15 protein-coding genes are annotated in these 14,905 nt (G+C 40.2%); 12 read left to right on the forward strand and 3 right to left on the reverse strand.

Annotated features, from left to right (window positions below; all coding sequences use genetic code 11):
• Positions 1–8 precede the first annotated feature (8 nt).
• From J2Z48_RS00975 to J2Z48_RS01010, 8 genes are all read left to right on the forward strand, one after another.
• Positions 9–2,771 (forward strand): YfhO family protein, encoded by a 2,763-nt coding sequence (locus tag J2Z48_RS00975; protein ID WP_307250107.1) that lies wholly within the window; start codon positions 9–11, stop codon positions 2,769–2,771.
• A gap of 206 nt (positions 2,772–2,977) precedes the next feature.
• Positions 2,978–4,564 (forward strand): esterase/lipase family protein, encoded by a 1,587-nt coding sequence (locus J2Z48_RS00980; protein WP_307250408.1) that lies wholly within the window; start codon positions 2,978–2,980, stop codon positions 4,562–4,564.
• Between the two features lie 147 nt (positions 4,565–4,711).
• A complete protein-coding gene (locus tag J2Z48_RS00985; RefSeq protein ID WP_307250109.1) occupies positions 4,712–5,341 on the forward strand; it encodes a hypothetical protein in 630 nt (209 codons plus the stop codon).
• Positions 5,319–5,774 (forward strand): hypothetical protein, encoded by a 456-nt coding sequence (locus J2Z48_RS00990; protein ID WP_307250111.1) that lies wholly within the window; start codon positions 5,319–5,321, stop codon positions 5,772–5,774. The genes J2Z48_RS00985 and J2Z48_RS00990 overlap by 23 nt, the downstream gene beginning before the upstream one ends.
• Before the next feature lie 3 nt (positions 5,775–5,777).
• Positions 5,778–6,491, forward strand: coding sequence for a hypothetical protein (locus tag J2Z48_RS00995; RefSeq protein ID WP_307250113.1), 714 nt, complete (start codon positions 5,778–5,780; stop codon positions 6,489–6,491).
• Between the two features lie 113 nt (positions 6,492–6,604).
• Positions 6,605–7,282 carry a DUF4397 domain-containing protein gene (locus tag J2Z48_RS01000; RefSeq protein ID WP_307250116.1) on the forward strand — a complete coding sequence of 226 codons (678 nt, stop codon included), beginning with the start codon at positions 6,605–6,607 and terminating at the stop codon, positions 7,280–7,282.
• 74 nt (positions 7,283–7,356) lie between these two features.
• The gene (locus J2Z48_RS01005) at positions 7,357–8,145 is read left to right on the forward strand and encodes a DUF4397 domain-containing protein (protein WP_307250118.1); all 789 of its coding nucleotides are present in this window, start codon (positions 7,357–7,359) and stop codon (positions 8,143–8,145) included.
• A 308-nt stretch (positions 8,146–8,453) separates the two neighbouring features.
• Entirely contained in the window at positions 8,454–9,785 is a 1,332-nt protein-coding gene (locus J2Z48_RS01010; protein ID WP_307250120.1) for a helix-turn-helix domain-containing protein, read from the forward strand.
• A 51-nt stretch (positions 9,786–9,836) separates the two neighbouring features.
• Here J2Z48_RS01010 and J2Z48_RS01015 read toward each other — a convergent pair whose 3' ends face one another.
• Together J2Z48_RS01015 and J2Z48_RS01020 are read right to left on the reverse strand one after the other, a co-directional pair.
• Complete coding sequence (locus J2Z48_RS01015; RefSeq protein WP_307250122.1) at positions 9,837–10,388, reverse strand: class I SAM-dependent methyltransferase; 552 nt, start codon at positions 10,386–10,388, stop codon at positions 9,837–9,839.
• Between the two features lie 372 nt (positions 10,389–10,760).
• The gene (locus J2Z48_RS01020) at positions 10,761–11,057 is read right to left on the reverse strand and encodes a hypothetical protein (RefSeq protein WP_307250124.1); all 297 of its coding nucleotides are present in this window, start codon (positions 11,055–11,057) and stop codon (positions 10,761–10,763) included.
• A 419-nt stretch (positions 11,058–11,476) separates the two neighbouring features.
• On the opposite strand from J2Z48_RS01020, the gene J2Z48_RS01025 reads away from it, so the two are divergent.
• Positions 11,477–12,433 (forward strand): 4-hydroxy-3-methylbut-2-enyl diphosphate reductase, encoded by a 957-nt coding sequence (locus J2Z48_RS01025; protein ID WP_307250126.1) that lies wholly within the window; start codon positions 11,477–11,479, stop codon positions 12,431–12,433.
• Between the two features lie 36 nt (positions 12,434–12,469).
• Here the strand turns inward: J2Z48_RS01025 and J2Z48_RS01030 are convergent, their stop codons facing one another.
• Positions 12,470–12,649: a hypothetical protein gene (locus tag J2Z48_RS01030; RefSeq protein ID WP_131849711.1), complete on the reverse strand. Its 180-nt coding sequence runs from the start codon at positions 12,647–12,649 to the stop codon at positions 12,470–12,472.
• Positions 12,650–12,764: 115 nt separating this feature from the next.
• Between J2Z48_RS01030 and J2Z48_RS01035 the strand changes: the two genes are divergently transcribed.
• From J2Z48_RS01035 to speD, 3 genes are all read left to right on the forward strand, one after another.
• Entirely contained in the window at positions 12,765–13,154 is a 390-nt protein-coding gene (locus J2Z48_RS01035; protein ID WP_307250132.1) for a hypothetical protein, read from the forward strand.
• A 110-nt stretch (positions 13,155–13,264) separates the two neighbouring features.
• The gene (gene fabI, locus J2Z48_RS01040) at positions 13,265–14,032 is read left to right on the forward strand and encodes an enoyl-ACP reductase FabI (protein ID WP_307250134.1); all 768 of its coding nucleotides are present in this window, start codon (positions 13,265–13,267) and stop codon (positions 14,030–14,032) included.
• Positions 14,033–14,418: 386 nt separating this feature from the next.
• Positions 14,419–14,826: an adenosylmethionine decarboxylase gene (speD, locus tag J2Z48_RS01045; protein ID WP_072331116.1), complete on the forward strand. Its 408-nt coding sequence runs from the start codon at positions 14,419–14,421 to the stop codon at positions 14,824–14,826.
• Positions 14,827–14,905 lie beyond the last annotated feature (79 nt).

The following is a 14,905-nucleotide window of genomic DNA, read 5'->3' on the forward strand; positions in this document are numbered from 1 at the left end:
GCTACGATATGAAACGGAAATGGAATCCGAAGAAATGGAAGGGAGCACTCGGTGCTTATTTCTTTTTTCTCTTAGTTGCTATCGGGCTACATGCATACTTTCTCTATTATAATGTGGATTTTAATGATGTTTGTAAGTGCGATTCTAGAATGCAGATTGCTCATTTCTATCCATTCTTAAATCAAGAATACTCACAAGGGAATTTTATGTGGTCTTGGAACAATGGCTTAGGCGGAGATATGTTTAGTGAATTTATCTTTTACTTTGCCACCTCGCCATTTTTCTGGCTGACGATGCCTTTAGACATAGCAACGATACAAGATGCTTTTCACATACGAATCTTCGTTAGCATGTTTAAAGTAGCTGTTGCCATGATCTTTATGTATCATCTACTGCGCTATAATAAACGAACACAACTTAGTTCAATTGTAGGAAGCTTGATTTATTGTGGCTCTCTGTACCTCATGTTTTATTCACTCCGTTTTGATTTTCTAGCGGATGGGTTAGTATGGTTACCCCTTCTTATCCTTGGTTTTGAAAGAATGATTGATCATCAAAAGAAGGGCATGTTTGTAGGGCTTGTCTTCCTAATCGTTTGTTCAAACTTCTATTTGGCCTTTTGTAGTACGGTGTTTCTTTATTTATATGCAGCACTCAAGTACTTTTTGATTAGGAATGAGTATCGCTGGGGCGATTTCTTTAAGTATTATCTTCAAATTTCGTTATGGTATATCGTAGGCGTATTGCTAAGTTTATTTGCCTTATTACCAGTAATTGACAAGTATCTCCAGATCGATCGCTTTTATTACAAACTATCCATACCATTATTTTTTGATTGGTCCTTTTATCAGAACTTACTACATCAAATTTTCTTGTTTCCTGAGAAAATGGAGTTTATTATCGTAATGCCGATTATTGTGTTGTTGCTCATTTTCTATGGCTTTTTGATTAAAGAGAAGCAAGTACGGTACCGCATGATTTTTGTGGCATTTTTCTTCATACTCTTATTGTTGCCATTTACATATGCTTTTTTTCATGGCTTTGCGGGTATTCATTATCGATGGCTGTACCTCTTTTTGTTTGTAGTGGCGCAGACTTCTGCATTTATTTTGGACCACTTATTAGAGAAGCCACATCGAAAGGCAAAGTTATATTTTACAGGGATAGCCTTGTTTTTAATTATAATGGTGATATTCAAGCCAGGTATAACAGGGTTGCCGTATAGTAGACAAGAGTTTGTTATCGGTGCTCTAGGTCTGCTCACCATCGGCTGTTTTTTTGCAATGAGAAAGCTACCTCTTAAGGTTTTTGCAGCGTTACTGATTGGATTTATGACCTTAAATATCTTATTTACCAACTGGTTGATGTTTGAGATTGAGTTTCAAGTAGATCCCAATGAAAAAGTGGAACCTTATAATTTTAAAATAGCACAACGACAACAACATTATCTCAACACCTATGACCAACCAAAAGATGTAGAGATGTTTAAGGAGATTGAAAAAGAAGACCCCACCTTTTTCCGTACCATGTGGGAGGGTATACCGGAATTTAATGCCCCAATGGTGTATGGGTATAGAGGATTTAGTACTTATAACAGTTTGCTTTCTGGGACTGTACACAGTTTTTTTAAAAACGAGTACAATGTGCTTCAGTATAATACACCGAGCGTGATTACGAATCTCGATAATCGTTTATATATCGAGACGGCATTGGGGAATAAGTATTATGTCGTTCCCAAGGATTCTTCATGGAAGCCTTATACCTATACTCAAGTTTATTTTCGGGAGGACCCCTCTTGGAAGCCTTATGGCTACACCTTAATCAAGGAAACAAAGAAATTTAAAATTTATCGAAATGACTACGCTCTACCAATTGGTTTTCTATACGATTCTATCGTGGACAAGCAGACATTTGACAAGTTAAATTTTGCCGAACGAGATCAACTCCTTTTACGTGCAGCAGTTGTAGATAACCGTTCTAAGGTAAATCTCCCAACCTTTCCAACCAACCAACTACAAGTACAAGAGAAAGTTATAACCAATCAAGATATACAGTTGGGAGATCAAAACATCAAGCTGGAAAAAGCTACTCTAAAAGGCAATGTTCTTACTGCAGAGGGTGGAGCAGTTTTAACTATCCCCAATCCATTCGCGAAGAAGCTAGGGGAAAGCTTGGTGGAAGCAGAGATCAAGCTGATTAGGCGGGATGATGGAAAAACGTGGTTTAGGTTCAAGGCAAATGATAAGATGTTCTGGGATTTTGGGAAAGACAATATGTACAACTATCCTAAGAAACAAATTGTCATTAATACAGGTCATGAGCAAGCAAAGGACGAAATTAGGTTAGAGTTTTCTCCAGGTACCTACGAATTAAATCGACTATCACTTCAATTTAATTCACTCGAACCGTATCCAGAACTTGTAAAGCAGAAAAGGGAGCAATCCTTACAAAATGTTTCCTTTGATTCGACTCACGTAAAAGGTGATATCAACGCAGCCAAGGATGGAATCTTGTACTTATCAATTCCATACAGCAAAGGCTGGACGGCAAAGGTTGATGGAAAAGAAGTAGAGACGATGAAAGTTAACTCCACTTTTGTGGGTATTCCGATTACAAGAGGAGAGCACAAAGTCGAGCTATCGTACTTTACTCCGTATCTCCTTCTGGGAACAGCCATCTCTTCTGTAACTCTCTTGGGTTTAATCGGTTACTTTTGGTGGGAACGGAACCGTAATCGATATAAAGTTCGCCATCCAGAGAATCCGGAATAAAGCGCATGAACTACCTTACCAGTGTTGGATAAATTATCTAACGTTGGTAAGGTAGTATTTTTATGCTTATCACCTATTATATGAACATTAAAAAAATTTCTTTTTTAACCATTATCGTAAAAGGTTTTTTTGTATATATACCGAATATTATAGAGTGACAAAATGTCTTTTGATAATAGATGCCTACGAGAGGAGCTGTTTGTTTGATGAGATTGCGTCGTTTGACAGCTGTGATGTTGGTAGTGGTAGTTGCTTTATTTTCGTTTGTGCCGATGAGTGCTTTTCCGACTGAGGTGCATGCAGGTAAGCTGTTTCCGCCGCATGAGTCGTTTACCCCGGGTACTTGGTATCTAGGAGCTCAGCCACCTAATTATGATCCTAATAAGCCCCCGATTGTGTTTGTACAAGGGAAGGGCGGCGCAGCGAATGATTGGTATACAGATACCACCTATTATGGTGCTAACGACATGTATGAAAGCGCTTACAAAAAAGGATACCAAACCGTGTTTGTTCAACTATACGATGCGGCCAGACAAGGATCAAAATCTCAGTATGATAATGGAAGGCTACTCGCTTCTATGCTGAGTCAAATTTATAGTCGTTTTGGGAAGAAGGTCAATATCATTGCTCACAGCAAAGGAGGTCCAGATACGCAAGCGGCATTGGTCTACTATGGAGCACACCAATATGTAGGGAAGGTAGTTACCCTAGGTTCACCGCACTATGGATCACATCTAGCAGATCTTTCTTATAGTTGGTGGGCAGGATGGTTAGCGTCCCTATTAGGGCAAAAGGATGATGGCACATATTCCTTACAAACGGGTCAAATGGCAAATTTCCGCTCCGCTACAGACTCCAATCCAAACGTATCCAAAAATAAATATTATACGGTCGCGGGTACTAGCTGGGGTCCAGCACTTTCCGCTTTGGCAACGGGCGGTTTGTACCTATCCTCGCATGGCTCGAATGACGGTCTTGTAAACGAATGGAGCACCAAATTAAATTACGGAGTCCATCTGTTTACGGATGGAAGCTTGGATCATGATAGTATCCGAATGGGCTCACGTGTGTTCTCTCGAATTGAACCTTACCTACGTACATCTACCTTCTCTGCTATAAAATCCACCAAAAATATTGCCAATAATAATGAAATTGAAAAAATTGAAAGCGCTAACAATCAAGTGATCGTTGGGGGTCCACTTACACAAAATAGTGTTAGTGAGAAGAGCTTTGATGTGGATCGATTGACCAATGCTACTCTATCGGTATTAACTGCAACGAATCAGACAGAAGTTACGTTTATTTCTCCGTCAGGGAAGGTCTTCACCAAGGATAACAGTAAAGTGGCTACAAGTCAGGATCAAGATGCTTTCCGCGGAGCATATGTACAGACTTTCGAACTTAAAGGGATGGAAGCGGGCAAATGGAAAGTTCAATTTAAAAATGCAACGAAAGAGGATGCATACCTATTTGTTGGCACATTTGATGATAAGACACCATTCTCCCTGGTAATGCCGGGAAAAGCCAAACAAGACAAGGCGAATTTCTTCATGAAACAAGAAAGCGATAATCCCAACAAAGAAGTGGAGATGATGATCCGCGTAGTCGACGAAAAAGGAAATCTAATCTCCGAAACCAAACAAACTCGTAAGTTAACCAACGGTTCTCTGGAAGGCTGGCTACCGAAAGTAACGAAATCCGGTACTTACAACATCACCATTGATCTGAAAGGCAATAACAATGGACACGAATATACACGTACCTTAGTCCGTTCTGTGTATATTGATAAATAGCATCTTAATCAGGTTAAGAGTAGCTCCGTCTAGGAGTTACTCTTTTTCAATCGTTCCGTCCAATAAAACTTTTCTCCACTAGGCATCAGTATATTCAGACAAATAAAGGCTGAATATATTATAATGAATAGAGAGGAAGTGGTCTGTTTGGATGTACAAAAGGGAGTCTATCAGATGCAAAGAGGTCTTATGAGTAGCCGAAACTCTCTTCTTTATGATTCCTGTACGAATCTTACGAACCAAACTGTGATACAACTTCCTAGCACGATCAGGTATGTGGCGTACCTTCAAGCTTTATTTCTGGCCATTCCCATTGCCATAAAGCAATTAGAAGTGTTGGTAGATCAGAAGAAGCATCAAGAAGGAATGAATCTGATTGAGGAACATCTGACTTTAACGAAAAGTTGGTTACAGCAAGAGGGATATCAACAATTACACTCTTTCCTACATCCATCCCGTTGGCAGACTAAATCAGCAGATGATATGCAGTTACTAGTCGAAATTGCTTTTTACCATCTACGGATTACAGAACGCACCTTCTGTAGAATTCATCCTAAATCCGACCTAGATGACCTTGAGATCGTGTTAAACCATTTGCGTGAACTTCCCTTTGATCTAGAAGAAGATTTGCAAATCGATCGTATTCATATTCAGGATGAGATTCGTAATGCGTATCGACCTGAACCGATCATGGTTTCTCAGATGGCACTTTCTCTGCCTAATTACGAGAAACCCCAAAAGGAGGAGCACGAGGATGAGCCAGACGAATCAATTTGATTGGTTGGAGCGTTGGGATTTGGAACAAGTGAGTGTTCGCACGTTACATTGTACGAAGTGGAAAGAATACGAGCTGGATATTGAGAAGCATATTCTACTTAACTATTCGACAAAACTGCTAAGACAAACGGGAGTAGATATTTCATTTTTATTTTCTCTATCTGTTTTAACTTATGAGGGAGAGAAGAAAGAGGATCCCGCCGAGATATTAGATGAAGATCGCACCTTTACTATTGAGCTGGAGATTGACATCGTTTACTATAAAGAGCTTGCTGAGACGATTCCAGAGGCTGAACTTATGGAAATTGGCTCTCAAATTGTAGCACCAGATGCGTGGGCGTATGCGAGGGAGTTACTTAGTAATATGACGGTACGAATGGGCTATCGTCCTTTACTTTTGCCACCTTACCAAAAAGTTGTATATGGGGGATAGCTTATGCCACTTTCCTTCCACCAGACAAAGGAGCCTTCAGAGCTTACGGTTGTACACGAATTAGTTCGTTTGGTGAAACAAGAACCCGATGTGTTTCGGACAGTGGCGCGCATTTTCGATCGATATAAAACAGATAAGGAAGCATATAAAGAAGGATTTGATGAAGAGATTGAGCTGATGATCAAACAGCCTGGGTTTCGTATTCGGCTAAAGACTCGGAAAAGGCTGCTGAAGATGCTAAAGGCAATCTATAGGCAGCCTGCTTTCCAACAGATACGGTCTGCATTTTTAGAAGCGATTATCGAAGAATATGGTCCTATTCATCCAACCATTTCCTACACCGAGATTTATCGTGAGCCATTGATCTATGACGATGGAGAGATGATTGGTGGATACGAGTGTCGGATGGATGTGGTATTTTATGAACAGGATCATGTACCAATGGAAATGGTCGAATGCAAAGCAAATATCGAATCATTTCTCTCCGCAACCAGTGTATGGAATCAAATGAAACAAAATAGGCTGAAAAAAATGCATTATATGATTAATTTGCATAAATATCTTCGGGAATGTTATGTAGAGCCTGTCTTGGGATTTGCCTTTTATAATGAAAATTGTCAGTTACTGAAAGAAAATGTACATGAGAACTGGGGATTTCCGTTTATTCGGTTTTACTCCCGCAGGATTTTGTATCAACATATATGTGAAAAAGAGTAAGCGAGCCCTTTCTTGTGGAAAAGGATCGCTTTTTCTATGTTGTTTGGCTCACGGTTCCTTATGTATTGCATATTTTAAAGAAAGGAAATGAAGAGAGAATGGAGGGGACGTAAATGGGAAAAAAGAAGAGGTCCAGCCGAATTAGTAAAGGAAAACAAACGATAACCAGCCCATCCTCCAGGAATGCTTCACAGCCCCTTGCTGGCATTGCAGGAGTTAGAATTTTGCACGCCGCTACAAGGTGGCAGGAGGATATGGATGTATATCTGGACGGAAAGCGAATGGTTCGTCGTCTTCCCTACGGAGCTATGACGAACTATGTCAGTATACACAGTGGGGATAGCTATTTACAAATGAATCGAAATCAAACGGAAGGCACAGTTGTATCACAGATATTATCCGTTCGGAATGGGAGACTTTGTACGCTTGCTCTCATCGATTCAGAAAATGTATCGAAAAAGAATCCTAAATTAATAACGATTCCAGACCACACAGAAAACGAAGAAGAAGAGATGGGACAGATTCGATTTGTACACCTGCATTCGCAAGGGTCGAATGTAGACTTAGTAATAAATAATCGAGTGATTTTTAATAATATTCCCTTTACTCATTTAACTCCTTATGTACCGATTCACCCGAAGCGTTTGGAGCTGAAGGTTCAGGTTACAGGGATGATGAATACGGATCATGAGAGTATTACCCTTCCCTTATTTTCAAAAGATGTGGTGACCGTTTTTTATTTAGGAGATGTTGAGCAGGGAGATCGTCTCCTGATGGTGCACGATCGTTAAAGAAAACAGTGAAGAATCGATTCCTCATAGCATAGGCTAATAGTAAGGTACCTATGCTAGAGGAGGTTACTATTTTGTCTTGGAAAAAGTTCTTTGGCAAAGCTATTCGAAATAAGTTGTTAGCTGATTATTATCTTGATCGAGATGAGTCCAAGCATAAAATATACAATGAAGCGTATCAAAAAGATCTGGAGACGTTTGTAAGTCAATATGAGCAGAGTCAGGATCCTATGTATCAAGCGGGTTCAGACCAATCGGATGAGATGGGATCTATGAGAATTCTGCATGCATCTACCTATGAATCTGTTCCGGTAGATGTGTATGTAAATCAGAAGCCAGTTGTACGCAACTTACCCTTTAGTGGGATTACCGAATACGTCTCTCTTCCATCGGGGGAATATCAGGTGGAGATGTTTCCAGCTGGACGACAGGATGAAGCAATCCTATCCCAATCTGTTACGATACGAAGTCGGAGAGCCTATACTCTAAATACGGCCGATGTAGGGACAGATTTGGGTGTGGAGTTACTTTCCTATGAAGATGACTTACGAAAAGTTCCCAGAAGATCTAAGGTTCGCCTCATCCATGTATCTCCCGATATGAAACGGGTTGATATTTCTGTAAAAGGGGGGAATGTCCTTTTTTCAGATGTAGATTTCAGGGAAGCTCGGTTTATCTCCCTAAATCCAGGAATCTACACATGGGAGGTAAGACCTGCGGGTGGGAAGCAAGCAGAATTTACGATTCCGAATATAACGCTGAAGCCTGGAAAGGACTATACGCTTTTTACATTGGGAAGAGTGAGTGAAAGCCCTGCTTTGCAAGTAGTAATGGTAGAAGATACATTAGAATATGATAGATAAATGGTGCAGATTATGCACTTTTTTTATTTCACCAAAATTATTTTTTACTTTTCAGAAGGTTTTTGATTCTTTTTTCCGAAACTATTTAAATAGTGATTTGACAAAAATAGATATTATCTTACAAACCAATTGTAATATAATATTCTTCAAAACAAAAAGATTACAATCTCTATTCTACTTCACCTGTAATCTGTAAGATTTTCAATCCTAATTTTGGATGTCAGATGAGATCTGAATCTTTCTAATAGAAGTGAAATCGATTACACTATAGGGAGAGAATAAGGTTTAGAAGGAAAGGGCGGCTTAACATGAGCGTTTTCGAAATTAGTGAAATTGGTAAATTTATACGTAAAGTTAGAAAGGAACGTAGCCTTCGTCTGGAAGACCTTTCTGATGAACAAATCTCAACTGCTACGATTAGTAACATCGAACGTGGCGTGCCCCATGTCAACAAAGAGAAGGTTTATTATCTAATGCAGAAACTGGGGTTAAATGCTAACGATTTACCAAGTATGTTGATGCGAGATACAGAAAATATGGAAACCATGCAATTGAAGCTTATGGCCATCGAGAGCATGATCCGTATGGACGAGCATGAAAAAGCTTATAAGAAGTTATGTAACATCTCAGATGCGACCAGGGAAGAGTATGCATCTATGTTTCACTCTCTACGGGGACGTTATTTTCTGAAAACGAGTGAGTGGAAGAAGGCAGAGCGAGAGCTAATTGACTCTAATCGCTTTATCTCTCAGGAAAATGAAGTAAAGAATAATCTTGAGGCGATCAATTTTAACTATCTTGCTTACTTGCAGTATATCCAAAATGATTTACAGCAAGCATTGATCTATGCGGAGAGAGGTCTTGATGTTTATCGTGAAGAATTGGTCGACCCAGAGCAGATCAAGTATGTATTGATGACGAATCGGGTTATATACCTAGAGAAGCTAGGGAAAACCGATGAAGCTTTAAAACGGTTAGATGAATTGTGGGTGTACCTGCCCATTGTGCGGAAGACAGAAATCATCCTTCCTATGTACGCGCTACGAGCCGATTTGTATCGCCGAATGAAATTATATTCAGATGCGATTCGCTATGCACGAGAGGGCATTCAAATTGCTACTACGAGCTCTTTTTATAACGAGATGTTCCAAATTTGGACAATTTTAGGAACAATCTACGTAGAGCAAAACAATTTGAATGATGCGGAGACGTGTTTTTCGTACATTTTAGATTTGGAAAGTCGCGTTGCACAAAAGCAAGAGTTAGTACGAGCTTATTGTTCCCTAGGAAATCTCTACTTACTACAAGGCAAAAGCGATGAGTCAAAGCGGATTTTGCAACAAGCCATTTCTTGGGCTGAGAAGTTAAATGATGCTCTCAAATTGAGTAATGCTCTCATTATTATGGGACGTTTGATGAAAACGATGGGGCAACAGGAGGAGGGAGTACAATATCTGATACAAGCCGCTCAAATTGCTGAACAACATGATTATTCGCAAAAACAGTTCCTAGCATGCTATGAGTTAGCGAGTTGTTATGATTCCATTGGCGATAAGAAAAGGTTCCAAGAAGCGATCGATCAGATGTATCAGGCTCAGCGAAAAGTTGATCAGAAGCAGGCATTGTTTGATGTTTGGTAAACAATAAAAACGAGTGGATCTACTGATTTAGCAGTAGTCTTCACTCGTTTTTTAATTGGAGCAGATATAGACGAAGGTTGGAGGTAAATTCCAAGGGACAAAATCAATTTGTACATGCTTAAATCTATTTTTCAACTCTTTGCGTAGTTGCAAGGAGTACTGATATGTAATAAAGGAACCATTCTCAGCTAGAGAGGACTGGACTTGGTCAAGGATTTCTTGGGTGAAAGATTGGGAGAAGTTCGAAAATGGCAATCCAGAGATAATTGCGTCTACATGTGAAATGTGAAACCGTCTTAGAGTATCTTGCAGTTCTTCGGCTTTTTTTAAATAGGTAAATTGCGGCATTTGTGTTTCGATATCAGTACGTAAGTCATCATCTTGCTCAAAGATGAATGTTTGGGTAGACGAAGATACTTTTTTAGCTATTTCCCGAGTAAAAACACCTGTACCTGCACCTAATTCGACGATTGTTTTCGCTTGGTTCCACGAAATTTCTTTTAGCATCGCATGGGCTAAAAAGCGAGAACTAGGGGTGATGCTGCCGATTTCTCGAGGGGATTGTACAAATTTATGAATGAACTTTGCTCTTTCTAAAATCAATGGTAGCACCTCAATTTGATCGATTATGATTTCGTACTTGCTCTAACTTTAACCGCATAATAAATAAAAGTCAATTTTTCCGATGAAAATACTATGAATTGAAATGGGCGTACTTGGACAGAACGAATTATTTATTTGGGCATATGTTATATAGGGATTAAAAAGTTCGATTGTGAGCGGTTATATTCGGTTGAAATCGTTGCGTTGGGAGATTCGTATAGTATATGTAGATAATTGGGAGGTTTCAAAGAGATGAACCAGAGCTTATTGGATTCTGCCGCTCTACTTTTGTTTTCTATGGGGATCTCGCTGGTTTTAGCAACGTTATATATTCGTGAACGTATGAAATCGAAGGAGAATAACTAGTGCCGCCTATTCTGAAATCATATACTTGTGAGAAGCCCCGTACACGTATGGAGGCTTTTTTATTTTGTCTTCAAAAGGGAAAAGGCCCTCATAAGAGAGCCCTTTGGGTTTAGCAATCATCACATGGATTTTTTGGACGGCAGGAAGAAGATTCATAGCAGTCTCTACGGCGATGGTAGGAAGATTCACAGTCCCCGCGACGATGACGATGAGAGGATTCCCGACGTCTCCAACGATGATGATGAGAGGATTCGCAATAAGAAGAGGATTCGCAATACCGATCGCGTCCGTAGGAAGATTCACATGGATCGCAATTACGTCTATGTTTATGTTTCTTGCACATTCTCATTAACTTCTTCATCATCTCTTCTTCATAACGGTGACATCTTTTCATATGGTGGTACATTTGAGTAAGCATATTATAGTCACAGGGGATACAAGGTACACCATGATGATATGAAGGTGGATGATAAGTTGGAGGCATTGGCATTGGTGCAGGCATAGTCTTTTTCGGCGGCATTGGCATTGGTACTGGTGTAGGCATAGGTCTTTGTTCCACAGCCATCACATTCCTTTCCTTTAGTTGACAATCCATCCTATTCGGGAAATGGTGCAAGTGTACCGTGGAGACTAGCCTATCTTTAAGACATGAAACTTGGTCAAGTTTTCAACATGCGGTATAATGGATTCATTAGCCCTGTAAATGGGGAGGGAGATTGATTATGGAAGTATTGAAGATAACGCCTCGTGGATACTGCTATGGTGTGGTAGATGCTATGGTATTGGCCCGTGAAGCGGCTATGAATAAAGATATACCGCGCCCGATCTATATTTTAGGGATGATCGTTCATAATAGCCATGTGGTGGATGCATTTGAAGAAGAAGGGATCATTACACTAGATGGAGATAATCGCTTGGATTTATTAGACGAGATTACAGAAGGAACGGTTATTTTTACTGCACATGGAGTTTCTCCTGAGGTGAGAAGACGTGCAGCTGAACGTGGACTATATGTAATTGATGCCACTTGTCCCGATGTAACCAAGACACATGACTTAATCCGTGAGAAAGTGAATGAGGGTTACGAGATCATTTACATTGGAAAACAAGCGCATCCTGAACCAGAGGGGGCAATCGGGATTGCTCCAGAGAGTGTTCACTTAATTGAAGATCAAAAGGATCTAGATGAATTAGAAGTAGATACAGATCGCCTGATCGTGACAAACCAAACCACGATGAGTCAGTGGGATATTAAACATTTGATGGATCGAGTGATAGAGAAGTTTCCTACTGTTGAAGTTCATAATGAGATATGTTTAGCCACCCAGGTCAGGCAAGAAGCGGTAGCAAATCATGTGCCGGGAGCGGATCTTTTGCTCGTAGTAGGGGATCCTCGAAGTAATAACTCCAACCGTCTAGCACAAGTATCTGAAGAGATCGCCTCGGTAGAAGCATATCGAATTTCGGATGTATCGGAGATCCAACTAGATTGGTTAAAAGGAAAAAAGAAAGTTGCCGTTACATCGGGAGCTTCGACACCAACGCCTATTACCCGCGAAGTAGTTATGTTTTTGGATCAATATGATGAAAATGATCCAAGTACTTGGGATACAACTCGGAAAGTGCAGATACATCGAATCTTACCGCCTGTACGTAAGAAGAGATCAGAACAAAAATAAGCCGAGGATTCATTCCTTCGGCTTTTTTTCTGTGAATTACAAAGATTGACTGCGGACTTGGGTGGGGCGAGTAGCCATGAAGTCATAACATTGATTCATGGTTCCACGAAACTCAACACGATGGTCTTTTTTCATGGGATTATACCAAGCAAAGTAATGATCTTCGTGAATGATGGAAGGGGGTAATTTTTCGGAATCACGTATTACATAGTACATTATTTCCACCTCCTTCCATCTATTATGGGCGGAACTTTATGTATTTAATCAATTAAAGTAGGCTTTAAGGTATAATGATGCTACTAGATGAAAAAAGCCAGAAAGAGGAAAAAAGATGAACGGTGAACGTTATTTACCCCAGATTCAAGAAGCATCCATTCCAGAGGATGGTGTATGGGCTACTTATTTAGAAAAGCCTGTTTTGTTTTTATCGATTCCAGAATGGCAGGAAATGATTGAGTCCAATGATGAGACAGCTCGCTTTGTTTGGATGTTTGATCGAGAGCAAGATGCCTACCTATTTTGCATTCAATGTGTAAGTGGAGAAGAATATGCGATTGCTTTCCCGAAGGAACATGCGGGAATGTTACTACGCGATGAACGATCTCATGAATCATTTTCTTTATTTATTACTTCAAAAGAGTTGGAAGAGGTTACCGAAAGTACAAATTTATTACAAATTCACGATATTGTGCTACAGAGGCATCCCAAAGCTGGATGGTAGAAGATTTCTCGGATCGTGTTTGTATTGACAGGGAACCCGTTTTTGATTACGATTTTAGCATCTGGTACTAATAGTTGATCTTATATCTAATTTATAAGAGGTGTATATACATGAAGATGAAGGATAAGAAAGTTGTCATCATGGGGGTTGCAAACAAACGCAGTATTGCTTGGACGATCGCAAAAGCATTACATCAACAAGGCGTAAAATTAGCCTTTACCTATCAAGGAGAACGTCTCCAGAAGTCTGTAGGACAATTGGTAGATGCGGAAATGCCCGGCTCTTTGATGGTGGAATGTGATGTTACAGATGATATGCAAATCGAAACAGCATTTGAACAGATCAATGAAGTGTGGGGCTCGTTAGATGGTGTGGTACATAGTATTGGCTTTGCCAAAGCAGAGGATTTGAGCGAAGCGTATGTAAATACTTCTCGTGATGGGTATGCGTTGGCACAGGATATTAGTGCTTATTCGCTTGTTGCTGTGAGCCGTGAAGCAAGTAAGTATCTCACTGCGGGTGGTAGCATCGTAACGATGACCTATATGGGTTCAGAAAGAGTCATTCCAAACTATAATGTGATGGGGGTTGCTAAAGCGGCTTTAGAAGCTTCAGTCAAATACCTAGCGCATGATCTAGGTCCTTCTAACATCCGTGTGAATGCGATCTCAGCAGGTCCTATTCGTACACTAGCTGCTAAGGGTGTAAAAGACTTTAACTCCATGTTATCCGTCATTGAAGAGCGTTCACCGCTTCGTCGTGGGACAGATCCAGAAGAAGTGGCGGATACGACTGTATTCCTCTTGAGCCATATGTCTCGTGGGATTACAGGAGAAGTGATTCATGTAGATAGCGGATATAACATCATGGGTATGTAGGGTACAGTCGTCTATTGTTAGAAAAGAAGGATCATCTTTTTTCTAAGCCTCAGTTTTCGTGCTGAGGCTTATTTGTGTAAAAATATCTATAGTAACACCATCTTTATTCGAACGACTGATAGCATTCAACATCAAAAGACAAGTTGGTAATGATAGCTGCTTGATTGAAGCAAATATACTATTTGGGAAAGTCCATAAAAATTATTGGTTGATGTACTAGATATAATATGATATGTTATATTTCGTGATATTCACTGAGCTAGTAGGATCCAGATTCACTTAAAGGGTTGGGACCTCACTGGACTAACCTCCCCCTGTGGTGAACAAGCTGATCCTAGCGGAATTTGGCTCACACCAACTTTTTGCTAGGAAGGGGGCCGAAAGAGATGGAATTTTCTACTTTCGGAAGGCATGTAGCCATGGACGCATGGGGTGTAAATTTTGATTTGTTGAACGACGCGGAGTTTTTACGCGAGAAGATGGAGCAGGCAGCAGTTGCTTGTGGTGCGACAATCTTGTCCGTTCAATCTCAACAATTTGATCCCCAAGGTGCGACGGTACTTGTTATGTTATCGGAGAGTCATCTCTCGATTCATACTTACCCAGAAAAAGGTTTTGCCGCACTTGATTGTTATACTTGTGGTCATACGGTTGATCCCATGGTTGCTATTGAGTACATGCTTGAAGCGTTACAACCAACCCAGGCAGTTTCCAAAGTCCTCAGACGCGGGGATGGACCCATTGAGGTTGTACAACCAGAGCACGTTGGTTCGAAGAAATTAGCGGCTGTCTAAAACTGACTAAATGAATACAAACCCCCTCTCTAACGATGGTAGAGAGGGGGTTTATTATATTTTGATTTCATTTCTATGT

It is taken from the genome of Croceifilum oryzae (assembly GCF_030814315.1).
Classification (GTDB): domain Bacteria; phylum Bacillota; class Bacilli; order Thermoactinomycetales; family Thermoactinomycetaceae; genus Baia; species Baia oryzae.

Excerpts from the sequence above, each read along its gene's own strand:
- J2Z48_RS00975 (WP_307250107.1), top strand. The coding sequence starts at position 9 with ATGAAACGGAAATGGAATCCGAAGAAATGGAAGGGAGCACTCGGTGCT.
- J2Z48_RS00980 (WP_307250408.1), top strand. The coding sequence starts at position 2,978 with ATGAGATTGCGTCGTTTGACAGCTGTGATGTTGGTAGTGGTAGTTGCT.
- J2Z48_RS00990 (WP_307250111.1), top strand. The coding sequence starts at position 5,319 with ATGAGCCAGACGAATCAATTTGATTGGTTGGAGCGTTGGGATTTGGAA.
- J2Z48_RS00995 (WP_307250113.1), top strand. The coding sequence starts at position 5,778 with ATGCCACTTTCCTTCCACCAGACAAAGGAGCCTTCAGAGCTTACGGTT.
- J2Z48_RS01000 (WP_307250116.1), top strand. The coding sequence starts at position 6,605 with ATGGGAAAAAAGAAGAGGTCCAGCCGAATTAGTAAAGGAAAACAAACG.
- J2Z48_RS01010 (WP_307250120.1), top strand. The coding sequence starts at position 8,454 with ATGAGCGTTTTCGAAATTAGTGAAATTGGTAAATTTATACGTAAAGTT.
- J2Z48_RS01025 (WP_307250126.1), top strand. The coding sequence starts at position 11,477 with ATGGAAGTATTGAAGATAACGCCTCGTGGATACTGCTATGGTGTGGTA.
- J2Z48_RS01030 (WP_131849711.1), bottom strand. The coding sequence starts at position 12,649 with ATGTACTATGTAATACGTGATTCCGAAAAATTACCCCCTTCCATCATT.
- J2Z48_RS01035 (WP_307250132.1), top strand. The coding sequence starts at position 12,765 with ATGAACGGTGAACGTTATTTACCCCAGATTCAAGAAGCATCCATTCCA.
- fabI (WP_307250134.1), top strand. The coding sequence starts at position 13,265 with ATGAAGATGAAGGATAAGAAAGTTGTCATCATGGGGGTTGCAAACAAA.
- speD (WP_072331116.1), top strand. The coding sequence starts at position 14,419 with ATGGAATTTTCTACTTTCGGAAGGCATGTAGCCATGGACGCATGGGGT.